At 69.3% G+C, this 26,349-nt stretch carries 23 protein-coding genes and 1 tRNA gene; 12 read left to right on the top strand and 12 right to left on the bottom strand.

What is annotated here, in order from left to right:
• Positions 1-14: 14 nt before the first annotated feature.
• The 3 genes from ACH4YP_RS19950 to ACH4YP_RS19940 all read right to left on the bottom strand — a co-directional run bounded on the left by ACH4YP_RS19950 (position 15) and on the right by ACH4YP_RS19940 (position 3,023).
• On the bottom strand, positions 15-890 hold the full coding sequence (locus tag ACH4YP_RS19950; RefSeq protein WP_361063698.1) for a DUF4429 domain-containing protein: 876 nt from the start codon (positions 888-890) through the stop codon (positions 15-17).
• Between the two features lie 67 nt (positions 891-957).
• A complete protein-coding gene (locus tag ACH4YP_RS19945) occupies positions 958-2,181 on the bottom strand; it encodes an alpha/beta hydrolase (RefSeq protein WP_398491516.1) in 1,224 nt (407 codons plus the stop codon).
• A 173-nt stretch (positions 2,182-2,354) separates the two neighbouring features.
• Positions 2,355-3,023 (bottom strand): TetR/AcrR family transcriptional regulator, encoded by a 669-nt coding sequence (locus ACH4YP_RS19940; RefSeq protein ID WP_398491514.1) that lies wholly within the window; start codon positions 3,021-3,023, stop codon positions 2,355-2,357.
• Positions 3,024-3,186: 163 nt separating this feature from the next.
• On the opposite strand from ACH4YP_RS19940, the gene ACH4YP_RS19935 reads away from it, so the two are divergent.
• Complete coding sequence (locus ACH4YP_RS19935; RefSeq protein WP_398491512.1) at positions 3,187-4,806, top strand: MFS transporter; 1,620 nt, start codon at positions 3,187-3,189, stop codon at positions 4,804-4,806.
• A gap of 316 nt (positions 4,807-5,122) precedes the next feature.
• Positions 5,123-5,431: a small hydrophobic protein gene (locus ACH4YP_RS19930; RefSeq protein ID WP_361073083.1), complete on the top strand. Its 309-nt coding sequence runs from the start codon at positions 5,123-5,125 to the stop codon at positions 5,429-5,431.
• A gap of 135 nt (positions 5,432-5,566) precedes the next feature.
• Here the strand turns inward: ACH4YP_RS19930 and ACH4YP_RS19925 are convergent, their stop codons facing one another.
• Positions 5,567-6,361 carry an ion channel gene (locus ACH4YP_RS19925; RefSeq protein WP_361073081.1) on the bottom strand — a complete coding sequence of 265 codons (795 nt, stop codon included), beginning with the start codon at positions 6,359-6,361 and terminating at the stop codon, positions 5,567-5,569.
• A gap of 148 nt (positions 6,362-6,509) precedes the next feature.
• Positions 6,510-9,257, bottom strand: a complete 2,748-nt coding sequence (gene aceE, locus ACH4YP_RS19920; RefSeq protein WP_398491510.1) for a pyruvate dehydrogenase (acetyl-transferring), homodimeric type — start codon at positions 9,255-9,257, stop codon at positions 6,510-6,512.
• 508 nt (positions 9,258-9,765) lie between these two features.
• Between aceE and ACH4YP_RS19915 the strand changes: the two genes are divergently transcribed.
• The 6 genes from ACH4YP_RS19915 (at position 9,766) to ACH4YP_RS19890 (ending at position 14,635) form a co-directional block, all read left to right on the top strand.
• Positions 9,766-10,203 carry a DUF3052 domain-containing protein gene (locus tag ACH4YP_RS19915; protein WP_055611766.1) on the top strand — a complete coding sequence of 146 codons (438 nt, stop codon included), beginning with the start codon at positions 9,766-9,768 and terminating at the stop codon, positions 10,201-10,203.
• Positions 10,204-10,494: 291 nt separating this feature from the next.
• Complete coding sequence (locus tag ACH4YP_RS19910) at positions 10,495-10,953, top strand: peroxiredoxin (RefSeq protein WP_055617905.1); 459 nt, start codon at positions 10,495-10,497, stop codon at positions 10,951-10,953.
• Positions 10,954-11,082: 129 nt separating this feature from the next.
• Complete coding sequence (locus ACH4YP_RS19905; RefSeq protein WP_217452480.1) at positions 11,083-11,658, top strand: TerD family protein; 576 nt, start codon at positions 11,083-11,085, stop codon at positions 11,656-11,658.
• A gap of 134 nt (positions 11,659-11,792) precedes the next feature.
• Positions 11,793-12,368 carry a TerD family protein gene (locus ACH4YP_RS19900; RefSeq protein ID WP_361056178.1) on the top strand — a complete coding sequence of 192 codons (576 nt, stop codon included), beginning with the start codon at positions 11,793-11,795 and terminating at the stop codon, positions 12,366-12,368.
• Positions 12,369-12,646: 278 nt separating this feature from the next.
• Positions 12,647-13,792, top strand: a complete 1,146-nt coding sequence (locus tag ACH4YP_RS19895; protein ID WP_361056175.1) for a DUF475 domain-containing protein — start codon at positions 12,647-12,649, stop codon at positions 13,790-13,792.
• 105 nt (positions 13,793-13,897) lie between these two features.
• Positions 13,898-14,635: a Tellurium resistance gene (locus ACH4YP_RS19890; protein ID WP_361056172.1), complete on the top strand. Its 738-nt coding sequence runs from the start codon at positions 13,898-13,900 to the stop codon at positions 14,633-14,635.
• A gap of 59 nt (positions 14,636-14,694) precedes the next feature.
• On the opposite strand, the gene ACH4YP_RS19885 is transcribed toward ACH4YP_RS19890, so the two are convergent.
• Positions 14,695-15,600 carry a TerD family protein gene (locus ACH4YP_RS19885; protein ID WP_361056170.1) on the bottom strand — a complete coding sequence of 302 codons (906 nt, stop codon included), beginning with the start codon at positions 15,598-15,600 and terminating at the stop codon, positions 14,695-14,697.
• A 199-nt stretch (positions 15,601-15,799) separates the two neighbouring features.
• Between ACH4YP_RS19885 and ACH4YP_RS19880 the strand changes: the two genes are divergently transcribed.
• The 3 genes from ACH4YP_RS19880 (at position 15,800) to ACH4YP_RS19870 (ending at position 20,559) form a co-directional block, all read left to right on the top strand.
• A complete protein-coding gene (locus tag ACH4YP_RS19880) occupies positions 15,800-16,966 on the top strand; it encodes an HpcH/HpaI aldolase/citrate lyase family protein (RefSeq protein ID WP_361056167.1) in 1,167 nt (388 codons plus the stop codon).
• Positions 16,967-17,032: 66 nt separating this feature from the next.
• On the top strand, positions 17,033-19,675 hold the full coding sequence (locus tag ACH4YP_RS19875; protein ID WP_398491506.1) for a phosphoribosyltransferase: 2,643 nt from the start codon (positions 17,033-17,035) through the stop codon (positions 19,673-19,675).
• Positions 19,675-20,559 (top strand): HAD family hydrolase, encoded by an 885-nt coding sequence (locus tag ACH4YP_RS19870; protein WP_398491504.1) that lies wholly within the window; start codon positions 19,675-19,677, stop codon positions 20,557-20,559. The genes ACH4YP_RS19875 and ACH4YP_RS19870 overlap by 1 nt, the downstream gene beginning before the upstream one ends.
• Positions 20,560-20,658: 99 nt before the next feature.
• Here the strand turns inward: ACH4YP_RS19870 and ACH4YP_RS19865 are convergent, their stop codons facing one another.
• The 5 genes from ACH4YP_RS19865 to ACH4YP_RS19845 form a co-directional block, all read right to left on the bottom strand.
• Positions 20,659-21,345, bottom strand: a complete 687-nt coding sequence (locus ACH4YP_RS19865; RefSeq protein ID WP_398491502.1) for a DedA family protein — start codon at positions 21,343-21,345, stop codon at positions 20,659-20,661.
• Positions 21,346-21,471: 126 nt separating this feature from the next.
• Positions 21,472-21,696, bottom strand: a complete 225-nt coding sequence (locus tag ACH4YP_RS19860) for a zinc ribbon domain-containing protein (protein WP_055616513.1) — start codon at positions 21,694-21,696, stop codon at positions 21,472-21,474.
• Positions 21,697-21,756: 60 nt separating this feature from the next.
• A complete protein-coding gene (locus ACH4YP_RS19855) occupies positions 21,757-22,392 on the bottom strand; it encodes a DUF4383 domain-containing protein (RefSeq protein ID WP_361056158.1) in 636 nt (211 codons plus the stop codon).
• 177 nt (positions 22,393-22,569) lie between these two features.
• Positions 22,570-23,988, bottom strand: a complete 1,419-nt coding sequence (locus ACH4YP_RS19850) for a hypothetical protein (RefSeq protein WP_361056155.1) — start codon at positions 23,986-23,988, stop codon at positions 22,570-22,572.
• A gap of 74 nt (positions 23,989-24,062) precedes the next feature.
• Positions 24,063-24,899, bottom strand: coding sequence for a DUF4097 family beta strand repeat-containing protein (locus ACH4YP_RS19845; protein ID WP_398491499.1), 837 nt, complete (start codon positions 24,897-24,899; stop codon positions 24,063-24,065).
• Positions 24,900-25,257: 358 nt separating this feature from the next.
• Between ACH4YP_RS19845 and ACH4YP_RS19840 the strand changes: the two genes are divergently transcribed.
• Positions 25,258-25,332: transfer RNA gene (locus tag ACH4YP_RS19840), tRNA-Val, on the top strand.
• Positions 25,333-25,602: 270 nt separating this feature from the next.
• Here the strand turns inward: ACH4YP_RS19840 and ACH4YP_RS19835 are convergent.
• Positions 25,603-26,211 (bottom strand): TetR/AcrR family transcriptional regulator, encoded by a 609-nt coding sequence (locus tag ACH4YP_RS19835; RefSeq protein ID WP_398491497.1) that lies wholly within the window; start codon positions 26,209-26,211, stop codon positions 25,603-25,605.
• Between the last annotated feature and the right edge of the window lie 138 nt (positions 26,212-26,349).

Below are 26,349 nucleotides of genomic sequence, written 5' to 3'. Positions count from 1 at the left end.
TCCCCGCTCACACCTCAGAGCTCGGCCAGCAACTCGGCCTTCTTCATGGAGAACTCCTCATCCGTGACGAGCCCAGCCTCATGAAGCTCGCCGAGGTGCCGGATCCGGTCGGCGATGTCGGCCGGATCCCGCCGGGCCCCGGCCGCGGTCCCGCCACCCGGACTCTCGGACAGGGGGGCCGAAGGCCCACCGGTCCGCACCGCCGCGAGCACCGACGCCGCGAACGGCAACGACTCATGCACCGGCCCGTACCCCAGCCCGAAGACGACGGCGGCCGGATCCTGATCCGCCTGAGGCGGCTGCGGAACCCCGTCACGGCGCAGCAGCCGCAGATGCCCCTCGAAGACCTCGGGCGAGCGCCACTCGACACCACACAGGTCGGACACGGCGAAACTCTGGTCGCCGGCCTTCCACTTGGCGGAGGAGGCCCCCGTCCAGAACCACCGGAAGTGCACGGACTTCCCGTCGAAGGACGCCTTGCCGTCGTACGCCTTGAACTGCAGCGGCGTTTCGGGCGGTCGCACCAGATACCGCTCGGTGGGACCGGGGTCGTTGGTCGCGAGCATCGCCCGCAGTTCGTCCGCGTAGTACTCGGCGAGCGTCTCGCGCTCGGCGGGCAGCACCAGGCGATAGGGGTCGGACGCCTCCTTGAGCTGTCCCGCGGCCGCCTCCATGAGCGGGTCCGCTCCCGGTCTCGGCTCGGCGCGCAGGACGACCGTCCCGCGCTTGCCGGGCGTCAGCGTCACCGCCGCGATCGCGTCGAGCGGGATGCGGCGCTCACCGAGCGCCTGGAACAGCTTCGGCGTGCGGATCCCCCGTTCGAAGCGGATGAGCACGGAGTCCGACTCGAACTCCCAGGCGGCATGAAATCCGGCCAGTACGTCACCCATGCGGGCCATCGTATGCGGCATGCGCTTCGTAGTCCCCTCCCTGAGCAGACCGCACTTTCTTCGTTCTCTACGCGCGTCCGACTTCAGCCGTGTCGGACAAACCCTCCCGGCACACGTCATCCTCGCGGGCGCAGCGCACCGCGCGGTACGCGCCAATCCCGATCTCGGCGAAGTTCCGCAGGCTGTCGGTGCCGGGCACGAAATACCCCGTGTGCCCCTGGGCGCCCCGGGCCGACAGCACCCGCGCGCCGAACTCCGCGGACATCGGATCGGCCCCGTGACCGAGCCCGCCGACCTCCAGATGCGGTACGTCCTCGATCCAGTCGTCGGAGTCCCGTACGGCCCACACCCGGGCGGAGGTGCGCAGTTGCGCGGCCTTCTCGACCCGCATGCCGGGGCTGCCCGCCACCGCTATGTCGGAGACCCGGGAGGGCAGCGAGTGCGCGGCGACGCCGCAGACCACGGAGCCGTAGCTGTGGCAGTACAGGGCCACGCCGGAGCGTCCGGGCAGGGCACGGACCAGGGCGTTGAGCCGGACCGCGCCCTCCTCGGCGCGAATTCCGGTGGCCGCGTCCATGCCGAGCCCGCTGGGCGCCGTGTAGTCGGCCCAGGCGATGACGGCCGTACGGGTCTCCGGGCTCGCGACCCGCTCCGCGCTGTGGAGCGACTTCGCCATGCCGACGGGGGCCGTGAACTGCTTGGTGGTGCGCTGGAAGGTCAGCAGGTTGGTGTCGACGCCGGGCACCACGACCGAGACCCGCTCGGCCCTGTCCAGGTCGCCGAAGACCTCGGCGACGCGGCCGGAGCCCATCGGGTCGAAGGCGAGGATGCGGCGCTCCCCGCTCATCAGGTCCTCGTACCGGTGCATCCGGCGGCCGGCCTCGTGCTGTCCGGTCGGCGAGAGCCGGTCGTCGTGCATGCGTTTCAGCTCGACCTTGCGTGCCTGGCCGAGGGCGATGTGGTTGGCGCGGTAGCGGAGCTGTACCGGCGCTCCGTTCATGTTGCCGACCGCCAGCGGGTAGCGGGCGGCGAGCCGGGCCCGCTGCCGCGCGTCGAGCGAGGCGAAGAAGTGGGCCAGCCGGGCGGGCGTCGTGCTGTCCGGGTCCGGCAGTCGATGTCCGCCTATGTGACCGCGCTCCCAGGCGGACAGCGACGCCGCGAGCGGGGTGGTCGCTCCCCGGTGGTTGCGCACGGCTGTCCAGCCGGTGGTCCCGAGCATCACGAACACCACGGCCAGCGCGAGCAGCATGCGCCAGACGTTGAGTTGGGGGGTGGAGTCGAAGGAAGTCACTGAAAGGACACACTAGGAGAACGAGAGTGTCTCGCGTTAACTGAGTGAGGCGGATCACGTTTCATGGGGGGTAATTGGGTAAAACCGGGCGCATATTGAGTCGTTCGGTCACCCTGTGTAGGTGCGTGACGAGCCCTGCGGCAAGCGGGTCCCGACCCTGTGTACGGCTTTCGTCACTCAGTGTCCGTACGGTCGTTCCCGCCGTCCGTATGCCAGTTCTCCGTCAACGCGGGCCCCACCTGGTCGAGATACGTGGCGGTCAGCTCACGCATGGCCGCCACGCTGATGTCCTCGCCCGCGCTCCAGAGCCGGCTCGACAGCCGCATCACCCCGCCGAAAACGGCCATGGCCACGCGAGGCCGCGGATCGGTGTCCACGTCGAGGCCCTCACGCTCGGCGATCACTCGCGCGAGTTCCTCCTCCAGGCCCTCCTGGCGGCGCAGGTGGACGGCGAGCAGCGCGGGTGTCGACTCGATCAACTGGAAGGCGCGCATGTGCAGTTCGAGCGGGATGACGGCCTCGATGGCCTCACCGATGGTGTCCCAGTTGGCCATGACGGCCCGGCGCAGTGCCTCCAACGGGGCCTCGTGGGAAGGGCGCCCGCGCACCGCCTCGACGAAATGCGACTCGGTCATCTCCTGGACGGCGAAGGCGACGTCCTCCTTGCCCGCGAAGTAGCGGAAGAAGGTGCGCTGCGAGACGTCGACCGCCTCGACGATCTCGTCGACGGTCGTCCGCTCGTACCCCTGGGTCGTGAACAGTTCCAGGGCGGCCCGCACCAGGGCGTCCCGGGTGCGCTGCTTCTTGAGCTCGCGCAGCCCCGGCCGTGACGCCGTGTCCATGGAACCTCTTCTCGTTTTCTGCGGCTGGGGTCTGCGTCTGTTTCGCCCCCGGCACGCCGCAGGTGTCCGTTCCGCCCGGCTCAGCCTATGCGTGAGTGACGTGACAGTTACCGACTTGTGAATTGGTTTGTCAACTGTCAGTGGCTGTCATTAGCCTGGAGGCATGACTAGTCAGACCACCGTCGACACGACCGGCCCGGCCGACAAGGCCCCGCCGGCCGCCTCCGGTCCGGCCCCGGGCAAGGGGCTGCGCGGCCACCCCTGGTACACCCTGTTCACCGTGGCCGTGGGCGTGATGATGGTGGCCCTGGACGGCACCATCGTGGCCATCGCCAACCCGGTCATCCAGAAGGACCTGAACGCCAGCTTCACGGACGTTCAGTGGATCACCAACGGCTACTTCCTCGCGCTCGCGGTCTCGCTGATCACGGCGGGCAAGCTCGGCGACCGGTTCGGCCACCGGCAGACCTTCCTGATAGGCGTGGTCGGCTTCGCGGCCGCCTCGGGGGCCATCGGCCTCTCCGACAGCATCGCCTTCGTGGTCGTCTTCCGAGTGCTCCAGGGCCTGTTCGGCGCACTGCTGATGCCGGCCGCGCTCGGTCTGCTGCGTGCCACCTTCCCGGCCGAGAAGCTGAACATGGCGATCGGCATCTGGGGCATGGTCATCGGCGCCTCCACCGCGGGCGGCCCGATCCTCGGCGGTGTGCTCGTCGAGCACGTCAACTGGCAGTCCGTCTTCTTCATCAACGTGCCGGTCGGCGTCATCGCGGTCGTCCTCGGCGTGGTGATCCTCACCGACCACCGTGCGCAGAACGCGCCGCGCTCCTTCGACCTCCCCGGTATCGGCCTGCTGTCCGGCGCCATGTTCTGCCTGGTCTGGGCGCTCATCAAGGCTCCGGAGTGGGGCTGGGGCGGCGCTCTGACGTGGTCGTTCCTGGCCGTCTCCGTACTCGGCTTCGGACTGTTCGCGTACTGGGAGAACCGGGTGAGCGAGCCGCTCATCCCGCTCGCGCTGTTCCGCTCCGTGGCGCTGTCGGCCGGTGTGGTCCTGATGGTGCTGATGGCGATCGCCTTCATGGGCGGCCTGTTCTTCGTCACCTTCTACCTGCAGAACGTGCACGGGATGAGCCCGATCGACGCGGGTCTGCACCTGCTGCCGCTCACCGGCATGATGATCGTCGGCTCGCCCCTGGCCGGCGCGCTGATCACCAGGACGGGACCGCGCATCCCGCTCGCGGGCGGCATGGCGCTCACGGCCATCGCCATGTTCGGTGTGTCGACGCTGGAGACGGACACGAGCAGCGGGCTCATGTCGATCTGGTTCGCGCTCCTCGGTCTCGGCCTCGCGCCGGTCATGGTCGGCGCCACGGAGGTCATCGTGGGCAACGCGCCGATGGAGCTCTCCGGTGTCGCCGGCGGTCTCCAGCAGGCCGCGATGCAGATCGGCGGCAGCCTCGGTACGGCGGTCCTGGGCGCCGTGATGGCCTCCAAGGTCGACGCCGACCTCGCGGGCAACTGGGCGTCCGCGGGACTTCCGCAGCTCGACCCGGCCCAGCTCGACCAGGCCAAGGAGGCGGTCCAGGTCGGCGCCGCGCCGGTGGCACCGGGCACGCCGGCCGAGATCGCCGAGAAGATCACGGGCGTCGCGCACGACACGTTCATCTCAGGTATGAGCCTGGCGAGCCTCGTCGCGGCCGGTGTCGCCGTGGTGGCCGTCTTCGTCGCCTTCCTCACCAAGCGGGGCGCCAACGCGGAAGCGGGCGTGGGGGTCGGACACATCTAGTCCGCCCGCCCTTCTCCGTCATCTCGGGCCTGGCCCCGCCGAGTTCACTCGGCGGGGCTTTCGCCTATCCGGGTGACGCTGTTCCGTATGACTTTCGTATCGGTCGTGCCGCAGGCCAGAGTGCTCTCAACTGACCTGTACGAAACGGGCAGTTCGGTGAGGCCGGGGCGCGCTGCCGGAGGGGGGCAGCGCGCCCCGGAAGCCGGCGGGAGAACCCGGGGAGAAAAAGTACGGGTCTGAACCCAACGGACCGGGGTACCCGACTTCCGAGCCCGAACCGGCCGGCATGCGGTCGGCTCAGAGGTCCAGGGAGTTGATGATGGCGGGCTTCGGTCACACCACGCGCAAACACCCTCGCTCACGTCGCCGTACGGGGTCACGGAGCGGGCCGGACCGCGCGACGCTCGGAATCATCGGAGTCATCTGCGCGGTCGCCGGGTTCTTCGTGCTGGGGATCATCCTCGGCCCACTGGCGATCGCCTGCGGATGGCTGGCCATGGGGCGCCGCTGGAACGGCGCCCGCCCACCGTTGGCGCTGATCGCGCTGGTATTGGGTGCGATAGACACAATCCTGGCGATCCTATGGATCGCCGGAACGGCGGGCCCGGGCACCGGGATGTTCTAGCCGGACAGTGAAGGACCGTGCGGTGAGTTGTCGGCCGCGGGTCGTCCGTGGCTGATCGCGCAGTTCCCCGCGCCCCTTGTTCTTCAGGGGCGCGGGGCTGCGACATGTGCGGCTCCTCAACGAACCGCGGAGCGCTCAGCTCAACTGCTCCTCCGCGGCGGCCTGATGCGGAATCCTCCCGGCCACGGACGGGCACACGGCGGACGTCGACTCGGACAGCGCGGCAACCTGCGCCCGCAGGGCGCGAACCTCCTCCGCCAGTCCCTCGATCGCCGCGGTCTGCCGCCGTTCCTCCACGTCGTCCGACTCGAACCGCGATATGAACCACGCGGCGATATTGGCGGTCACCACACCGAGAAGAGCGATCCCGGACAGCATCAGCCCGACCGCTATCATCCGCCCGAGCCCGGTGGTCGGAGCGTGATCGCCGTACCCCACGGTCGTCATCGTGGTGAACGACCACCACACCGCGTCACCCAGTGTTTTGATGTTGCCCTCGGGCGACTCCCGTTCGACGGACAGCACGGCGAGCGAGCCGAACATCAGCAACGCCACCACCGCGCCCACCACATACGTGGTCAGCCGTATCTGCGGCGCCATCCGGGCCCGCTGCCCGACGAGCAGCAACGTGGAGACGAGCCGCAGCAGCCGCATCGGCTGGATGAGCGGCAACAGCACCGCGCACAGATCGAGCCAGTGCGTACGGACGAACTCCCGCCGCCGGTCGGTGAGAACGAGCCGTACGAGATAGTCCAGGGCGAACAACCCCCAGACCGCCCACTCCACCCTCGTGCACCAGGAGGTCACCTCCCGATCGGCCTCGGGCCACACGATCGGCACGGCATAGGCGACGGCAAACGCCACCGCGAGCCCCAACAAGGGCCGCTGCGTGCGCTGCTCCCAACGGTCCTGCGCCGACTGCTGCTTCATGCGCGCATAGTAGAAAACGCGAAGGGGCGGCGTGACCCATGGCCACACCACCCCTACCGCACTGTGCTAGACACGCCTGGTCAGGAGCGCCCCTTCAGGGGCGCAGCCCCCACAACCCGCAGACAACTGTCCGGCCCCGCGCGGAGCGCTACGCGTCTCCCCCGGCAGCGCCGGGATCGGCGGCAGCCGCGTCCAGCAACTGATACCGATCGATCGCCTGCTTGAGCACGGACCGGTCGACCTTGCCCTCGCGCGCGAGTTCCGTCAGCACCCCCACCACGATCGACTGCGCGTCGATGTGGAAGAACCGCCGAGCGGCCCCCCGGGTGTCGGCGAAGCCGAACCCGTCGGCTCCCAGCGACTGGTAGGTCCCCGGCACCCAGCGGGCGATCTGGTCCGGAACCGACCGCATCCAGTCGGAGACGGCCACGAACGGCCCCTGCGCCCCGGACAGCTTCCGCGTCACATAGGGGACCCGCTGCTCCTCCTCGGGGTGCAGCAGATTGTGCCGCTCCACCTCGACGGCCTCGCGCCGCAACTCGTTCCAGGAGGTCGCCGACCAGACGTCGGCCCGTACGTTCCACTCCTCGGCGAGGATCCGCTGGGCCTCGACGGCCCACGGCACGGCGACGCCGGACGCCATGATCTGCGCCGGGATGGAGCCCGAAGTCCCTTCCGCGTAGCGGTGGATGCCCTTCAGGATGCCGTCGACGTCCACGCCCTCCGGCTCGGCGGGGTGCTGGATCGGCTCGTTGTAGACGGTGAGGTAGTAGAAGACGTCCTCGCCGTGCGGGTGCTCGGCGGACGAGCCGTACATCCGCCGCAGTCCGTCCTGCACGATGTGCGCGATCTCGAACCCGTAGGCCGGGTCGTACGCGACACAGCCCGGGTTCGTCGAGGCGAGCAACTGCGAGTGCCCGTCCGCGTGTTGCAGACCCTCACCGGTCAGAGTCGTACGACCGGCGGTCGCGCCCAGTACGAAGCCGCGCGACAACTGGTCGGCCATCTGCCAGAACTGGTCGCCGGTGCGCTGGAAACCGAACATCGAGTAGAAGACGTACACCGGGATGAGCGGTTCGCCGTGCGTCGCGTACGCCGAGCCGGCCGCGATCAGCGAGGCCGTGCAGCCCGCCTCGGAGATGCCGTCGTGCAGCATCTGCCCGGTCGGTGACTCCTTGTACGCGAGGAGCAGGTCGCGGTCCACGGCCTCGTACTGCTGGCCGAGCGGGTTGTAGATCTTCGCGCTCGGGAAGAACGAGTCCATGCCGAACGTGCGGTACTCGTCGGGCGCGATCAGCACGAACCGCTTGCCGATCTCCTTGTCCCGCATGAGGTCCTTGAGCAGCCGTACGAACGCCATGGTGGTGGCGATCGACTGCTGACCCGAGCCCTTCTTCACACTCGCGTACGTCTTGTCCTCGGGCAGCGCCAGCGGCTTCGACCGCACGACACGCGTCGGGACGTACCCGCCGAGCCCCTTGCGGCGGTCGTGCATGTACTGGATCTCCTCCGAGTTCCGGCCCGGGTGGTAGTACGGCGGCACGCCGGACTCCAGCTCCTGGTCGGAGATCGGCAGGTGCAGCCGGTCGCGGAAGCCCTTGAGGTCGGCGACCGTCAGCTTCTTCATCTGGTGCGTGGCGTTGCGGCCCTCGAAGTTCGGGCCGAGCGTCCAGCCCTTGACCGTCTGCGCGAGGATCACGGTCGGCTGGCCGCTGTGCGCCTTGGCCGCCGCGTACGCCGCGTAGACCTTCTTGTGGTCGTGACCGCCGCGGCCCAGGTGCAGGATCTGGTCGTCGGTCATGTTCTCGACCATCGCCCGCAGCCGGTGGTCGTGACCGAAGAAGTGGTCGCGGATGTACGCGCCCGTCTCGGTGGCGTACGTCTGGAACTGTCCGTCGGGCGTGGTGTTCAGCTGGTTGACGAGCACGCCGTCGCGGTCCTGCGCGAGCAGCGGGTCCCAACTGCGGTCCCAGACCAGCTTGATGACGTTCCAGCCGGCGCCGCGGAACTGCGACTCCAGCTCCTGGATGATCTTGCCGTTGCCGCGCACGGGCCCGTCGAGGCGCTGCAGATTGCAGTTGACGACGAACGTGAGGTTGTCCAGGCCCTCGCGCGCGGCGATGGACAGCTGGCCGAGCGACTCCGGCTCGTCCATCTCGCCGTCACCGAGAAACGCCCAAACGTGGGACTTGGAGGTGTCCGCGATCCCGCGCGCCTCCATGTAGCGGTTCATTCGCGCCTGGAAGATCGCGCCGAGCGGACCGAGGCCCATCGAGACCGTCGGGAACTCCCAGAAGTCCGGCATCGACCGCGGGTGCGGGTACGACGACAGGCCGTGCGGCGCCTTGGACTTCTCCTGGCGGAAGGCGTCGAGCTGCTGCTCGCTCAGCCGGTCCAGCATGAACGCGCGGGCGTAGATGCCGGGGGAGGCGTGCCCCTGGAAGAAGATCTGGTCGCCGCCGTCGCCCTCGTCCTTGCCGCGGAAGAAGTGGTTGAAGCCCACGTCGTAGAGCGAGGCGGAGGACGCGAACGTGGCGATGTGGCCGCCGACGCCGATCCCGGGGCGCTGGGCCCTGGACACCATCACGGCCGCGTTCCAGCGGGTCGCGTTCAGGATCCTGCGCTCGATCTCCTCGTTGCCGGGGAAGAACGGCTCGTCCTTGGTGGCGATGGTGTTGACGTAGTCCGTGCTGCGCATCTCCGGCACGGCCACACGCTTCTCGCGGGCCCGTTCGATCAGCCGCAGCATGAGATAGCGGGCCCGCTCCCGGCCCCGCTGGTCGACGGCGGCGTCGAGGGAGTCGAGCCACTCCTGGGTCTCTTCTGGATCGAAGTCAGGGACCTGACTCGGAAGGCCGCCAATGATGATCGGGTTGCGATCGGGTCCGGAAGCCACGCTGTTCCTTCGCTCTCAGGGGGCCGCTTTTTCTCGGTTTTTCTCGGTTTTTTCTTGGGGGGTCTCTCTGGTTACCTGGGTCTCTGCACCGTTCCCCATCGTGTACCTCGGGGGCGGAAACGTCATCTCTACCGAGAGGTAACCGAGAGGTTCGTCCCGTCCCCGCAAGGGTGGACACGGCAAATCGCAACGATACGCCCGACCCGTGACGCGTACCGCAAAGCCTTTCGAGTCCCGTACCCTCGTAGGGTTCGTAAATCCACAAATGGGGCAGATTGGTGTGGTGTGCGTCACCAATGGCCAGGATTCCCTGACTGGAGTTGCGGCGACACGGTCGGGATCGTCACCGTTTCGGCGGTCCCGACGGCCGGGTACTTGCGCGATCCGCCCCGCCCGTGTGGACTACGGCCAATGCTTCGCGCACGCGCGTGGCTTGAACTTCCCCAAGCTCCAGGCTTCGCCCGAGCAGGGGGAGACCCCATTACCGAACATGATCAGGAGGCAACCCGTGAGCGCGACCGCGGACCACGCGGAGGAGCGGACGAGCCTGGCCACCAGGCTGGGATTCCAGCCCGAGCAGGTGGTCCAGGAGATCGGCTTCGACGACGACGTCGACCAGGAGCTCCGCGAGGCCATTGAAGAAGTCATCGGCAGCGAGCTCATGGACGAGGAGTACGACGACGTCGCCGACGCAGTAGTGCTCTGGTTCCGTGACGACGACGGCGACCTGACGGACGCGCTGGTGGATGCCACCACGTACGTCGAAGAGGGCGGCGCCGTCCTGCTGCTGACGCCGAAGACCGGCCGAGACGGGTATGTGGAGCCCAGCGACATCGCGGAAGCCGCGACGACCGCGGGTCTGTCCCAGACCAAGAGCATCAGCGTGGGGAAGGACTGGAGCGGGACCCGGCTGGCAACGCCGAAGGCGGCCAAGTCAAAGCGGTGACGCTCCGCTGAGGTGAGCGGGGGTTTCAGGGGTTGGCACCCCTGGGACCCCCGCTTTTCGTCATCGGCTGAGGGTTCGTCGTGGCTGGTTGCGCAGTTCCCCGCGCCCCTTGAAAGGGGCGCGGGGAACTGCGCAGTATTCAGCCCCTCCGGCGTTTGAGGAGCGGGGGTTCGGGGGCGGAGCCCCTGAGTAAGTGATGGGAATGGGTAGGGGCGGCGGGGGCGAAAACGGGTTTTGCGTAGGGTGGGTGACCCGAACGGCCCCACGGACCCCACGGAAGGGACGCAGGACATGACGATCGAGGTCGGCGACAAGGCCCCGGACTTCGAGCTGAAGGACAACCACGGCGCCACCGTGAAGCTCTCCGACTTTCGCGGAGCGAAGAACGTCGTGCTGCTCTTCTACCCCTTCGCCTTCACCGGCGTCTGCACGGGCGAACTGTGCGCCCTGCGGGACAACCTGCCGCAGTTCTCCGACCGCGACACCCAGCTGCTCGCCGTCTCCAACGACTCCATCCACACCCTGCGCGTCTTCGCCGAGCAGGAGGGCCTGGACTACCCCCTGCTGTCCGACTTCTGGCCGCACGGCGAGGTCTCGCGCGCGTACGGGGTCTTCGCCGAGGACAAGGGCTGCGCGGTGCGCGGCACCTTCGTCATCGACAAGGAGGGCATCGTCCGCTGGACCGTCGTCAACGCCCTGCCGGACGCCCGCGACCTGAACGAGTACGTGACGGCACTCGACAGCCTGTGATGCCGACACTCTGGGATTCTTCACGCCCAGGGCCTGCGGCGGTGGGGAACCCCTCACTAGGATCGACACGTTGATCCGATACCGACGCACTACGGGGCGCACCGCCCCTGGACACCAATGGGAGGACTCGTGGGAGTCAGCCTCAGCAAGGGCGGCAACGTATCGCTGTCGAAGGAGGCCCCGGGACTGACCGCGGTCATCATCGGTCTGGGGTGGGACATCCGCACCACCACCGGTACCGACTTCGACCTGGACGCCAGCGCCATCCTGACGAACGCGGAGGGCAAGGTCAGCAGTGACGCCAACTTCGTGTTCTTCAACAACCTGAAGAGCCCCGACGGCTCGGTCGAGCACACCGGTGACAACACCACCGGTGAGGGCGAGGGCGACGACGAGCAGATCAAGGTCAACCTCGCCGGCGTCCCGGCCGACATCGAGAAGATCGTCTTCCCGGTCTCGATCTACGACGCCGAGAACCGTCAGCAGTCGTTCGGCCAGGTCCGCAACGCGTTCATCCGCGTCGTGAACCAGGCGGGCGAGGCGGAGCTCGCCCGGTACGACCTTTCCGAGGACGCCTCCACGGAGACCGCGATGGTCTTCGGCGAGCTGTACCGCCACGGCGCGGAGTGGAAGTTCCGTGCCATCGGTCAGGGGTATGCCTCAGGTCTGCGCGGCATCGCGCAGGACTTCGGCGTCAACGTCTGAGCCACCCCGGGGTCGTCGTCCGACCCCGGGCAGCTTCAACCGCTTCACCTTTTTTCCGTCCGGCGTCGCACACTCCTAGTGCGGCGCCGGACGTGCTCGACAACCCAATGGCTTGACCGGGGAGGACAAGGATCATGGGCGTCACGCTCGCCAAGGGGGGCAATGTCTCCCTCTCCAAGGCCGCACCGAACCTCACACAGGTGATGATCGGGCTCGGCTGGGACGCACGCTCGACCACCGGAGCGGACTTCGACCTCGATGCCAGCGCGCTGCTGTGCAACTCGGGCCGGGTCCTCGGTGACGAGTGGTTCATCTTCTACAACCAGCTCAAGAGCCCGGACGGCTCGGTCGAGCACACCGGGGACAACCTCACGGGTGAGGGCGACGGCGACGACGAGTCACTTCTGATCGACCTCTCCAAGGTGCCGGCCAACGTCGACAAGATCGTCTTCCCGGTCTCGATCCACGACGCCGACAACCGCGGCCAGACCTTCGGTCAGGTCAGCAACGCCTTCATCCGGGTCGTCAACCAGGCCGACGGCCAGGAGCTCGCCCGCTACGACCTCTCCGAGGACGCCTCCACGGAGACCGCGATGATCTTCGGTGAGGTCTACCGCTACGGCGTCGAATGGAAGTTCCGCGCGGTTGGACAGGGGTACGCGTCCGGGCTGCGGGGCATCGCCCTGGACTTCGGGGTCAACGTCTCGTAGGGCCGCCGGGTCCGGGGAAGGTGCCCCCGGTGACCGGAGAAGAGGCCACCGCCCGCCGAGCACCGAAAGCAGTGAGGCGGGCGGGGCCGAAGGCACGTCACTGGCGTCCGCACCCTCTGGACCTGCGACTCTCCGGGTGGGGTGGCCCGGCCCCCTCGTCCGACGGGTCGTCCCTCTAGACTTCGTGGTCAATGTTTCGTAAAGCCGGGTACGGCGGGGGGAAACCCCCTCCGGACTTCGTCCGGGGGTAGCCCCCCATACTCACGATTGGGTAGCCAGTGGTTCTGAAAACCTTCGGCTGGTCGTTCGCGGTCACCGCGCTCGGCTTGGTCGCAGCGGTGCTGATCGACGGATGGACCGCGTTCGGGATCGTACTGATCCTGTCGATCCTCGAGATCTCGCTCTCCTTCGACAACGCGGTGGTCAACGCCGGGATCCTGAAGAAGATGAGCCCGTTCTGGCAGCGGATCTTCCTCACCATCGGCATCCTGATCGCCGTCTTCGGAATGCGGCTCGTCTTCCCGGTCGTGATCGTCGCGATCAGCGCCTCGCTCGGCCCCATCGAGGCGGTCGACCTCGCGCTGAACGACGCGAACCGCTACCAGGAACTGGTCACCGACGCCCACCCGTCGATCGCCGCCTTCGGTGGCATGTTCCTGTTGATGATCTTCCTCGACTTCATCTTCGAGGACCGTGACATCAAGTGGCTCGGCTGGCTGGAGCGCCCGCTGGCCAAGCTCGGCAAGGTCGACATGCTGTCGGTCTGCATCGCCCTGATCATCCTGCTGATCACCTCGCTGTACCTCGCCCCGAAGGCCCACCTGCACGCCGGGTCCGCCGACAAGGCGGAGACGGTCCTGCTCTCCGGCATCGCCGGCCTCATCACCTACCTCGTGGTCGGCGGGCTCTCCGGCTTCTTCGAGAACCGGCTTGAGGAAGCCGAGGAGCGCGAGCACGAGGAAGAGGAAGAGGCCAAGCGCAGCGGCAAGTCGGTCTCCGCGGGGGCACTCGTCGGCAAGGCCGCCTTCTTCATGTTCCTGTACCTGGAGGTCCTGGACGCGTCGTTCTCCTTCGACGGCGTCATCGGTGCCTTCGCCATCACGAACGACATCATCCTGATGGCGCTCGGCCTCGGCATCGGCGCCATGTACGTCCGGTCGCTCACGGTCTACCTGGTCCGCCAGGGCACCCTCGACGACTACGTCTACCTGGAGCACGGCGCCCACTACGCGATCGGCGCCCTGGCCGGCATCCTGCTCATCACGATCCGCTTCGAGGTCAACGAGATCGTCACCGGCCTCATCGGTGTCGTCCTGATCGCCTGGTCCTTCTGGTCCTCCGTGCGCCGCAACCGAGCAATCGCGGCCGCAGAGGGAAAAGCTGAGGCCTCGGACGACAAGGCTGAGATCTCGTCCGGGGTGTGACACCGCTTCGAGTGAGGAACGCTCTGTGAGGGGCGGCCGTCGAGGGATTCCTCGCGGCCGCCCCGGCGTATTCGTCGAGGTGAACAGGGAAGCGTGGGGGCGGGAATGAGCTTCTGGGAAGGCTTGTGGCGCGGCCGGTCGACGGACTTCGACTCGGGCAGCGCGGCGACCAACGCCATCGAACTGACCAAACGGAACCACACGATCTCGCTCACCAAACAGGGCGCCGCCACCGGCAACCTCCGCATCAACCTGTCCTGGCGGATGCGCACCTCCGACATAGGCGGGCCCCAGCGGGACAGCCTGCTGCGCCACCCCTTCAAGGCGTTCAAGCCGGACGTGGTGCAGGCGCACACCCAGAGCATGGTCAACGTCGACCTCGACCTGGGCTGCATGTACGAACTCGCGGACGGCACCAAGGGAGTCGTCCAGCCACTGGGCGGCTTCCTGGGCGAGCTCAACGGAGCGCCGTACGTGAAACTCAGCGGTGACGACCGCTTCGGCTCCGGCTCGGGCGAGACGATCTTCGTCAACCTCGACCACCGCGAGCAGATAAAGCGGCTCCTGGTCTTCGTCTACATCTACGACCAGACCCCGGCCTTCGACCGTACGCACGCGATCGTGACGCTCTTCCCGAGCAACGGCCCCCGGATCGAGATCGGCCTCGACGAGCGGCACTCCCAGGCCAGGTCCTGCGCGGTCGTCATGATCGAGAACGTCAAGAACGAACTGGTGGTGCGGCGCGAGGTGAAGTTCGTGTACGGGTTCCAGGCCGAGCTCGACCGGCTCTACGGCTGGGGACTCCAGTGGGGCCGCGGCTACAAGACGAAAGCCGACCGCTGACCACGCGCTGCCGCCGGGCCTGTCACGCCGTTCGCCGTGCCCCTTCGGGGCCCGCCTCTCTACCGGCCGATGAACTGGGGGCCCTGCGGGGGCAGCCGGAAGTCCGGGTCCGGGAGAGGCGCCACCGGCTGGGGATAGCCGTAGCCGGACTGGACGGTTGCCGGGGCCGGCTGGGACGGGGCTGTCTGCGGGTAGCCGTAGGCGGGCTGGCTGGTGGGCTGCGGGTAGCCGTACGCGGGCTGCACGGCGGGCGGCTGCTGCCGGGTGGGCTCCGGGCCCGCGGCGGCCGGTGGATAGCCGTAGGCGGGCTGCTGGGGCATCGGGGGCAGCTGGGCGTGCTGCTCCGGCGGCAGCGGCTGCGCACCGGCGGGCGGGCCGGGCAGCGCGGACGCCGACTGGTCCCCGCCCTCGGACTCGTCCACCGAGATGCCGTAGTCCGACGCCAGCCCTTGCAGGCCGTTCGTGTAGCCCTCGCCGAGCGCCCGGAACTTCCAGCCCTCGCCGCGCCGGTACAGCTCGCCGCAGACCAGCGCGGTCTCCTCGCCGGTCTGCGGCTTGATGTCGAAGTACGCCACCGGCTCGGCGTCCCCGAGCACGGCGTCGTACAGCAGGATGCGCAGGGAGCTGACCCGGTCGAAGGTGACGCCGTCGGCGGAAGCGACAAGGAGAATTCGTCCCACTCCATTGTCAACGCCGACGAGATCCGACTGAATCGTGTCGGTGAGCCCCTCGGCGAGACCCTCGTTCACGCGCTTCTTGCCGAGTCGCCAGACCTTCCCCGAAGGATGCCGGGGCTGGTTGTAGAAGACGAAGTCCTCGTCGGACCGCACACGACCATCGAGGCCGAGGAGCAGCGCCGAGGCATCCACGTCCGGGACACCCCGTCCCGGCGTCCAGCGCAGCACGGCGCGCACCGCAGTGGCGTCCAGCGGGACGTTCGACCCCTTCAGCATCGCGTGCGTCATGCGGTCATCCTGCCTTCTCGGTCCTGGTCACGACAACGCGGGGTGCCTCCCCGACCGGCCCGATCCGCGGACGGAAGACACAATGGTGTTTGCCTGCGTTACCTGAATTTCATGCCCGGTGGGAACCCTTGACATGGATCTCTACGTACTATTACCGGCCACATATCGTCAGGCCGCCTAGCCGCCCCGGGGGAGACTCATGCGTCATTTCGGGCACATCGCCCCTGAGGTGCGGGAGCGCCTCTTCCATCAGGAGCCGTGCGTCTTCACCGCGGACTCCCCGGCCAGAATGCTGGCCGTGGCTCTCGGAGCCACCCTCTACAGCCCTGCCACCAGGCCGAAGCTGGCCGACGACATCGTGAAGCAGACCGGCCGCGGTGTCGTCTCGATGGTGCTGTGCCTGGAGGACTCGATCGACGACGCGGAGGTTCCGGAAGCCGAGGCGAACCTGGTCCGGCAATTCGCCGACCTGGCCGAACGCTGCCCGGAGACCGAGCTTCCGCTGCTGTTCGTCCGGGTCAGAGCGCCCGAACAGATCCCCGACCTGGTCGGACGGCTCGGCGCGTCCGTCCGCCTGTTGTCCGGATTCGTACTGCCGAAGTTCACCGAGGAGCGGGGGATCCCGTTCCTGGAGGCGCTCACCGCGGCCGAGGCCGCCGGCGGGCGGCGGCTGTTCGCGATGCCGGTCCTGGAATCGCCCGATCTGCTGTACCGCGAGTCGCGGGCGGAGACCCTCGCGGGGATCTTCCGGGCCGTCGACAAGTACCGCGACCGGGTGCTCGCGCTGCGGCTCGGCGTCACCGACTTCTGCTCCGCGTACGGACTGCGCAGGGCGCCCGACATGACCGCGTACGACGTGCAGATCGTCGCGTCCGTGATCGCGGACGTGGTGAACGTACTGGGCCGGGCCGACGGCACCGGGTTCACGGTGACCGGGCCCGTGTGGGAGTACTTCCGGGTCCAGGAGCGCATGTTCAAGCCGCAGCTGCGGCGCAGCCCCTTCACTCCGGAGGCCGAGGACCTGCGCGCCCTGCTGATCGAGCACGACATGGACGGGCTGCTGCGGGAGATCTCCCTCGACCGGGCGAACGGACTGCAGGGCAAGACCTGCATCCACCCCTCGCACGTCCTGCCCGTGCACGCCCTGTCCGTCGTCAGCCACGAGGAGTTCAGCGACGCCCAGGACATACTGCGGCCCGAGCGGGGCGGCGGGGGCGTGCTGCGGTCGGCGTACACGAACAAGATGAACGAGGTGAAGCCGCACCGCGCCTGGGCGGAGCGCACCCTCCAGCGGGCCGAGGTCTTCGGCGTCGCGAACGAGGACATCGGCTTCGTGGAACTGCTCGCCGCGGGAATCCCGGGCTGACGCCCCCATCACGCCCTCATCACACCCACTCACGCTCACCGACACCGGCCGACACCCAAGGAATCCATGAACAACGCTGTGAACGACGGGGGCGGGGCAGGGGTCTGGTCGGCGACCGGATTCCGCCCCGGCACCAAGGCCGGCACCAAGGCGGGGGCAGGCGCGGGCCCCGGCGGCGGGAGCCCGGCCGGGACACCGGGGGGAGCCGACGGTGACACCGGCGACGGTGAGATCTGGTCCGGATGCTGGGTCGCCGAGCGGCTCGGCGTCGAACTCGTCGGGGACGAGGGGCTCGGCGAGCTGCTCGGACTCGCGCTGCGGCGCAACCCCAAGCGGGCCCATCTGCTCGTGTCGCACGTGCTCGGCAAGCACATACCCCAGTCGCCCGCCGTCGTGTACGGGTACGGATTTGCGCTCGGGCTCCGCGTGCGCGACCTGCTCGGCGAGGACGAGGCACGCCGGGCCGTCGTCCTCGGGTACGCCGAGACGGCCACCGGGCTCGGACACTCCGTCGCGGACGGCGTGGGCCTCGCGCCCTGCCTCCACTCGACCCGGCGCCCGGTCGACGGCGTCGCACGGGCGGGCGGCTTCGAGGAGTCCCACTCGCACGCCACCTCGCACCTGCTGCTCCCGGAGAACCCCGGCCTGCTGGCCGGCGACGGCCCGCTGGTCCTCGTCGACGACGAGTTCTCCACCGGCAACACGGTCCTCAACACCATCCGTGACCTGCACGAACGCTATCCGCGCGACCGGTACGTCATAGTCGCCCTGGTCGACATGCGATCGGCCGCGGACCTCGGACGCCTGGACGACTTCGCACGCGAGATCGGCGCCCGAGTGGACCTCGTGACGGCCGCCTCCGGCACCGTACGGCTCCCCGAGGGGGTCCTGGAGAAGGGGCAGGAGCTGGTCGCACGGTACGAGACCGCGACGGAGGGGACGGGCGCGACCGAGTCGGCGGAGGCCCAGGGGGCGCCCGGCCGGCCGGCCCTCCGGGTCGAGCTGGGATGGCCCGCGGGGACACCCGACGGCGGACGGCACGGCTTCACGCCCGAGCACCGCGTACGCCTGGAGGGCGCCCTGCCCGCCATGGCGGGCCGCATCGCCGAAGCGCTCCCGTCCGACGCCCGCCGCGGCCGCGTTCTGGTCCTCGGCTTCGAGGAACTGATGTACGCGCCGCTGCGGCTCGGCGTCGCCCTGGAGAAGCTGACCGACGCCGAGGTCCGCTACTCCACGACCACCCGCTCCCCGGTGCTCGCCGTCGACGACCCCGGCTACGCGATCCGCACCCGGCTCGTCTTCCCCGCCCACGACAACCCCGCCGACGGCCCCGGCGAGCGCTACGCCTACAACGTCGCGGGCGCCGGCTTCGACGCCGTCGTCGCCGTGGTCGACTCCACCGCCGACACACCCGAACTGCACGCTCCCGACGGCCTGTTGGCGCGGCTCTCCGCGCACACGCCGAGCGTGCTGCTCGCCGTCGTCCCGTCGTACGCGCCAGCGCGGCCGTCCACCGCGCCGCCCCACGAGTCGTCCACTGAAAGGCCATCCATGCTGCCCGAGCCCCTCCGTGGCCCCGACTTCTCCTCGTACGCACCTGACGAGGTCGGCTGGCTGCTGCAGGATCTCTCGGACACCAAGCTGGAGGCGCCGACCGAGGAGCGCGAGGAGGCCATCCAGAGCGGCGGCGCCCACTACGCGGAGTCGCTCCCGGTGGAGTACCAGCCGAGCGACGCGTACCAGGAGCTGTTCCACAACGCGCTCGCCGTCTCGGCCACCCGTATCGCCCAGGCCGTCGGCGTCGTCACGGAGACCGTGCTCGCGGAGCGGTCCCCGCGCCCGGTCCTCGTGTCACTGGCCCGCGCCGGCACCCCCGTCGGCGTCCTGATGCGCCGCTGGGCCCGCCACCGGCACGGCGTGGACCTCCCGCACTACGCCGTCTCCATCGTGCGCGGCCGAGGCATCGACGCCAACGCGCTGCGCTGGCTGGCCGCCCACCACGACCCGGCCGACATCGTCTTCGTGGACGGCTGGACCGGCAAGGGCGCCATCACCCGCGAACTCGCCCAGGCCGTCGAGGAGTTCGAGGCATCCGACGGCATCACCGGCTTCGACCCGGAGATAGCGGTCCTCGCCGACCCCGGCTCCTGCGTCCGCACCTACGGCACCCGTGAGGACTTCCTCATCCCCTCCGCCTGCCTCAACTCGACGGTCTCCGGCCTCATTTCGCGTACGGTCCTGCGCGCGGACCTGGTCGGTGAGCACGACTACCACGGTGCGAAGTTCTACCGCGAGCTCGCCGCCGCGGACGTCTCCGGCGCCTTCCTGGACGCCGTCTCCGACCGCTTCGACGCGGTCGACGAAGCGGTCGACGCCCTGGTCAAGGAGCTCCTGTCCACCGACCGCAGCCCAACCTGGGAAGGCTGGGCGGCAGTTGAGCGGATCAGCGAGGAGCACGGCATCCACGACGTCAACCTCGTCAAGCCCGGTGTCGGCGAGACGACCCGCGTACTGCTGCGCCGGGTCCCCTGGAAGATCCTCGCCCGGGCCGGAGCGGGCGCCGACCTCGACCACGTACGCCTGCTCGCCGAGCAGCGGGGCGTACCCGTCGAGGAGGTGGCCGAACTCCCGTACACCTGCGTCGGGTTGATCCACCCCAAGTACACCCGCGGGGCGACCGGTGCCGACGGCAGGGCGGTGACGGTCTGATGACGAACACCGCCCCGACGACAAACTCCGGCTCGCCGTCTACGTCTTCACTGCCCACCTCTTCGCTGTCCACCGCTGCACCCAAGGTGCTGGTCGCCAGCGATCTCGACCGCACACTCATCTACTCCTCGGCCGCGCTGGCGCTGACCATGCCCGACGCGCGGGCGCCCCGGCTGCTCAGCGTCGAGGTGCACGAGAGCAAGCCGCTGTCCTACATGACCGAGACCGCGGCCGGACTCCTCGCCGAACTCGGTGACGTGGCCGACTTCGTACCGACCACCACCCGCACCCGCAAGCAGTACGAGCGCATCCAACTCCCGGGCCCCGCCCCGAAGTACGCGATCTGCGCCAACGGCGGCCACCTGCTCGTGGACGGTGTGACGGACCCCGGGTGGCACGCCTCGGTGACCGAGCGCCTCGCCCGTGAGTGCGCCCCGCTCGACGAGGTGCGCGAGTACATGGAGGCCACCTCCGACCCGGCCTGGGTACGCAAGCACCGCCTCGCCGAGGACCTCTTCGTATACCTCGTCGTCGAGCGCGAACTGCTCCCCGAGGACTGGGTGAAGGAACTGGCCGTCTGGGCGGAGAACCGCGGCTGGACGGTCTCCCTCCAGGGCCGCAAGATCTACGCCGTACCGAAGCCGCTCACCAAGAGCGCCGCCATGCGGGAGGTCGCCCGCCGCACGGGAGCGACCCTCACCCTCGCGGCCGGGGACTCCCTCCTCGACGCCGACCTCCTCCTGGCCGCGGACCGCGGCTGGCGCCCGGGCCACGGCGAACTGGCCGACGCCGGGTGGACGGCTCCCGGTATCACCGCCCTCCCCGAACGGGGTGTCGCCGCGGGCGAGCGAATCCTGCGGGAGTTCCTGCGGGAGGCTCGGTAGGGCCGGTTTTGAGCGACCGGTTTTGAGCGACCGGTTTTCAGTGACCGGTTTGAGCGGCCGGTTTGAGTGACCGGCTTGAGCGGTGGCCGCGCTGGATGGCTAGGCGGCCACCTGCTCCTGCTCCTCGGTCTCCTCCTTCGCGCGGCGCCGGCCGCCCGGGCCCGGCCTGAACATCCGTACGCCCGCGAAGAGCAGCACCGCGAGCACCGCCCCTACCAGCACGACCTTCGAGTACGTCGACACATAGCCGGTGACCTCCGACCAGTTCTCACCGAGCAGATAGCCGGCGAGGACGAAGGTGGTGTTCCAGATCGCGCTGCCCAGCGTGGTCAGGCCGAGGAACACGGACAGGCGCATGCGCTCGACGCCCGCGGGCACGGAGATCAGGCTGCGGAAGACGGGGATCATCCGGCCGAAGAACACGGCCTTGGTGCCGTGGCGGATGAACCACGCCTCCGTCTTCTCGATGTCGGAGACCTTCACCAGCGGCAGCCGGGCCGCGATCGCCACCGTACGGTCGCGGCCCAGCAGTGCCCCCACGCCGTACAGCGCGAGCGCGCCTATGACGGAGCCGACCGTCGTCCACAACAGCGCCGCGAACAGGTTCATCTGCCCGGTGCTCGCCGCGAACCCCGCGAGCGGCAGGATGACCTCGCTCGGCAGGGGCGGAAACAGGTTCTCCAAGGCGACGGCGATGCCCGCGCCCGGTGCCCCGAGCGTGTCCATCAGGCTGTTGATCCACTGCGGTGCACTGCTGTCCGCCGCGGCGGCTGCGATGGCTGTCATGCCCCCAGGTTAGAAAACCGAAGCTGAAGACAGCCTGAGGACGACCGGTCCCGGGGGAGCCCCGATCCCGAAGGTGCCCCGCCTCTGAGAGTTCCCGACGCTGGAGGAATCCCGGGCCGGCCGGGGTCAGCCGCAGCAGCCCCCGCCGCAGCAACCGCCACCGCCGCCACCACCGGCGCTGGGGCGGGGTGCGGGGGCCGAGGCCGAGCCGCCGACCGCGACCGTCGACAGCAGCTTCACCGTGTCGTCGTGGCCGGCGGGGCAGGCCGCGGGCGCGGACGACTCGGCCATCGGACGGCTTTTCTCGAAGGTGTCGCCGCAGGTCCGGCAGCGGTACTCGTAGCGAGGCATGGGCACAGGTTAGCGGGTGCCCCGCCCGTCTCCCACGGGCCCGGCTCCGTCGCCCAAGGCTCAGGCTCCGGCCCCCGGGGAAGCGGGCTCGCTTCCGGGGGGAGGGGCTTCGCCTTCCGGGAGGGCGGCCTCGCTCTTGGCTCCCGGCAGGGCCCTGGCCCCGAGTCCAGCCCTCAGCCGCTGCTCGCGGGCGGCCTGCTCGGGGTGGCGGGACCGCCAGTACGGGTTGTCGTGCGGCAGGGCCGAGCCGACGCGTCCGTACATCCCGAAGAACATCAACATCACTCCGACCACAAAGCTGAACAGCACGTTCTGGATGCGGAAGGCGAGGAAGTTGAGGCCCGTGTCGAGGAGGGCGAGGTTCACGAAGCCGCTGAGGATGAAGAGGACGCCGAGGATCATGTTGAGCGTCGAGGCGACGTTCCCGCCGATCACCATGCCGACGAAGAGCAGCAGTCCGACGCAGATCGACAGCACGCTCAGCGCGCCGTTGGTGCTCAGCCCCGCGACCGTGTCCCCGCCCGTGTCGAAGAAGCCGACCTTGTCGATCAGCCCCAGGATGCCGAAGGCGAGCAGTACGAGACCCATCAGCCCCGCGCCGACCCGGTAGAACTTGCTGAGACGGTGATCGACCGGCAGATGCTCATCGAGCCTGATCCGCCGCCTCGGCGCCGTACGAAGCACGTGCGTGGCCATGTCCGCCTCCTCGGGTGCGAGCGGAGGCCGTACGTACCTTCAGCATCCGCCCCGGGCGGCCGGACCGCAAACACTTGGACGGCGTCCCTTCAGCAGCACCCCTTCAGGGGCGCGAGGAACTGCGCGCCCAGCCGCCCACCGGCGTGCACGTGTGATTCGGCGCCCCCAGCGGAGCGCTCACGCTCCGCCCCCACGCTCCTCACGAATCTGCGAAACCACCCGAGCCACGGTCCCCCGCACACCCTCCAGCTCGGTCAGGAAATGCCAGTAGTCGGGGTGCCGCCCCTCCAACGTCCCGATCGCCCGCTCCAGCCGAGCCACCGACTCGTCGAGCGGCCGCGCGTGCTGGGGGTCGGGCGTATTGCGCCCGGACATGGCCAGCCGCTGAGCGTCCCGGATCGCGAAGCGCGTACGGTCGATCTCCCGCTGCGGGTCCTTCGACACCTCGTTCAGCCGCCGCAACCGGTCCCCGGCCGCGGACACGGCCTCGTCGGTCGTGTTCAGCAGCGCCCGGACCGTGGACAGCAGCGAGGTGGCGTCGGCCCACCGCTGCTCGTCCCTCGCGGTCCGCGCCTCCGCGAGCTTCCGCTCGGCCTGCCGGACGGTCTCCGCGGACTGGTCGGGCACATGCTGCAGGTCCTGCCAGCAGGAGGCGGAGAACCGCCGCCGCAGCTCGCTCAGCACGGGCTCCACCTGCCCGGACCGCGTGGTGAGCGCCTGCGCGCGCGTCCGCAGCGAGACGAGGCGCCGGTCGATCTCGGCGGCCCGCTCCGGCAGCCGCTCGGCCTCCGCGCGCACCGCCTCGGCGTCCCGCGCGACCCGGTCGGCACGCTCCAGCGTCTCCGGTACCCCGTGCTGCCCCGCGCCCTGGTTCAGCTTGGTCAGCTCCGGGGCGAGGGCGGCGAGCCGGGCGGCGAGATCGTCGGCCTTGAGCTCTGTTGCCCGTACGGCGTCGAGTGCGTTCGACGCGGCGAGCAGGGACTGGCGGGCGCGCTCCACGGCCGGGGCGAGGCGGGCCAGCTGCGTCTCGGCCTTGCCGAGGAGCGGGCCGAGCCCCTGCTCGAAACGGTCCAGCTCCTGCTTGACCCGGGTCAGCTCGTCCTTGGCCTTCGTCAGCTCGGTGCGCGCGTGGGCGGCGACGGAGGCCTCAAGATCGTCACGGTCGAGATCGTGGGCGTCGACCGCGCCGATGTACGTACGACTGGCCTCGTCGATACGGCCGCCAAGCGCGTCGAAGTCGGAGACCGCGCGCCGGGCGGCGGGGGAGTCGTCGACGGCCGTGATCGTCTCGATCGAGATCCGCAGATCGCGCTGCGCGGTGTCGAGCTCGTAGAACGCGGCCGCCGCTGCGTCCTTCGCCGCCTGGGCCTCGGCCCGCTGGCTCTCGGAGCGCCCGCCGAACCACCGCCGGGTGCCGCCGCCGGCGAACGCGGCGGGCAGCGTGAGCGCGAGCAGCGGCAGCGGAAGAAGCACCAGGGCCAGCAGGTCACGGCCAGCACCGCGCGCCCCCGTGGGCCCGAACCGGGCACGGGGGCGAGGAACTTGCTGTGCGCATGGCACAAACGGTGTGTACGGCTGCGAAGGTGTCGCCGTCACTTCCCTCTCCCGTGCTGTCATCCGTCCTGCCTCGTGTCATTCTCCCACCAGGTAAGGACGAACACACGGGCCGGTTAGTTCGCGGTACGCACGGTGACTTTCCCGTCCTTGGTGTGGGCGGACACCACATGCGAGCTGCCCTCGTCACGGGGTACGGACACATCCACGGCACCGTCGTCGGTCCCTGTGGTGACGCGGTACGTCGCCTTCGGCAGCCCGATGGTCAGGGAACCGTCGTCCCCGCGCGCCGAGACCCGGTCCGGTACGGCGGTGAGGTCGAGCCGAACCGACCCGTCCTTGGTGTTCACGTTCACGCGCTTGGAGTCGATGCCGCTCGCCCTGACCGAGCCGTCGTCGGTACGCAGAGTGAGCGCCCCGGCAACGTCCTCGACCCGTACGGAGCCGTCCTTCGTGTGGATGTTCAGCGAGTCCTTGAAACCGCTGGCCTTCACACTGCCGTCGTCGTCCCTCACGACGACCGCCACGTCACGCGGCACCTCGACGCGATGCTTGGCCGAGCAGTCGGCGACCACACCCGAGCAGTGCATACGGAGCTTGAGGGTGTCGTCCTTCATCGCCCAGGTCACCCTGGGGTCCCCACCGATCGTGACCCGTCCCTCGAACCAGCGCGTCACCTGGACCTTGTCGACGTCCGCGGCGACCAGTTCGAGCGCCGAGTCGTCGGAGTCGACGGTCAGCGTCCGCCCGCTGAGCGCGAAGGAACGCTTCTCCGGGTCCTTGTCGTCCCCCGCGCTGGCCCCACACCCGGTGGCGAACACGCCGACGGCGACGGCCCCCACACCGAGGACGACGAGGGACCGCCGCCGTCCACCGCCCACGGCCCGGCCGCCCGCAGTCCCCACACCACTGCCCGAAGACCGCTTGCTCGAAGGCCGCTGAAAACCACTCATGGCAGGACTCCCCCAGATTCGAACGCCCTCGGCCCCACGATGTGACCCGGACACACTTCGACCGTACGGATCGGGGGCTCACCGGGGGATCCGGGCCACTCCCGGGTTGGGGGTGGGGTAAACCCCCGCATGGTGGGATGGGGGACGGGCGCCGACTCCGGTGCCGGGTAGGGACCGGGGTCAGGGGTGGGGTCGGGGCCCGGTGTCAGGGTCGGGGCCGGCATTGGACCGGTGTCCGTACCGGGATCGACACCGGCGCTGTGACCGGCGTCTGCCTCGCCACATTGACCGGCTTCTGGGCCCCGGTAACGGGTTTGCGGGGCACCGCCCCGGGCAATGTAGGCTGTCGACTCGTCCCGGGCGCGTAGCTCAGTGGTAGAGCGCCGCCCTTACAAGGCGGATGTCGGCGGTTCGAAACCGTCCGCGCCCACCAGTCCTAGGACGTGAACGAGGCCCAGGTCGACCGGTGTGAATCCGGGGACCTGGGCCTTAGTTGTCGGCGCTGGAAGTCCTTCGGGGGTGACTGGCAGCACTCGCCTTGTGGAGTCCAGGTAGCGGACCGGACGTGCCACTGGTGTCGTTGTGCATGACGTCGGCGTGGCCCAGCTGCAGCCGGTTGGGAGATCCGGATCTGGACCCGGTCCGCGGCAGCGGGTGTGCCCAGTTTCCGTCCACGGTTTCCGGGCTGGTCGGCCGCCGCGGGTCAGCCGCGTACCGCAGCCAGGCACTCGTCGTACAGGTCGATGATTTCGCCCTTGCCGTCGTTGGCGACCCACGTGATCGATGCGGCATCCAGGCACGCGAACGCCGTCGCGATCACCGCGCGGGCCTTCGCGCCCTCGTTGCCGGTGGCCGCGTCCATGCGGGTCTCGATGAGCGGCAGCAGGTCCTCCTGGAACCGCAGTCGCTTTTCGAGCCAACCGGCACGCAGCGAGGCGGTGTTGTGCAGGAGACGGAACCGCTCCAGGGCCTGCTCGCGGCTGTCGTGCAGGGTCAGTACGGCAGCCACCCCCGCGCGCAGGGCCTCCCAGACGCCGACGTCGGCCGGCAGTTCGCTGATCGTGTCTGTCAGGACCTGCCCGAAGCGGTCCTGGTCGCCGCCGAGAAGGTCCTCCTTGGTGCCGAAGTAGCGGAAGAGCGTGCGCTGGGAAACGCCGGCCTCTCGGGCGATCTGGGCGATGGTCGTCTCGTCGTAGCCCTGCTCGATGAACAGGCGCAGGGCCGTCTCGAGGATCTCTCGGGAGGCCATCTGCCGTGTCCGGTCCCACAGCGTGGTCGGAGTCCTCGTCGTCGCCTTGGCGTCCTGCTGCATACCACCAGATTACCCAGCGCTGCCAAGACGGCATACGCATCCCGTGTGGCAGTCACTGTCAATCTGGCATACGCTGCCAGGAGTGGTGGCGCGGCCACCCACTGCCCCAGGGACAGAGCCGCTCACCCCCCCCCGCCC

This window comes from Streptomyces sp. NPDC020747, from assembly GCF_044334695.1.
Classification (GTDB): Bacteria; Actinomycetota; Actinomycetes; order Streptomycetales; family Streptomycetaceae; genus Streptomyces.
Note: the sequence above shows the minus strand (reverse complement) of the source record. Positions and strands in the feature narration are given on the sequence as shown.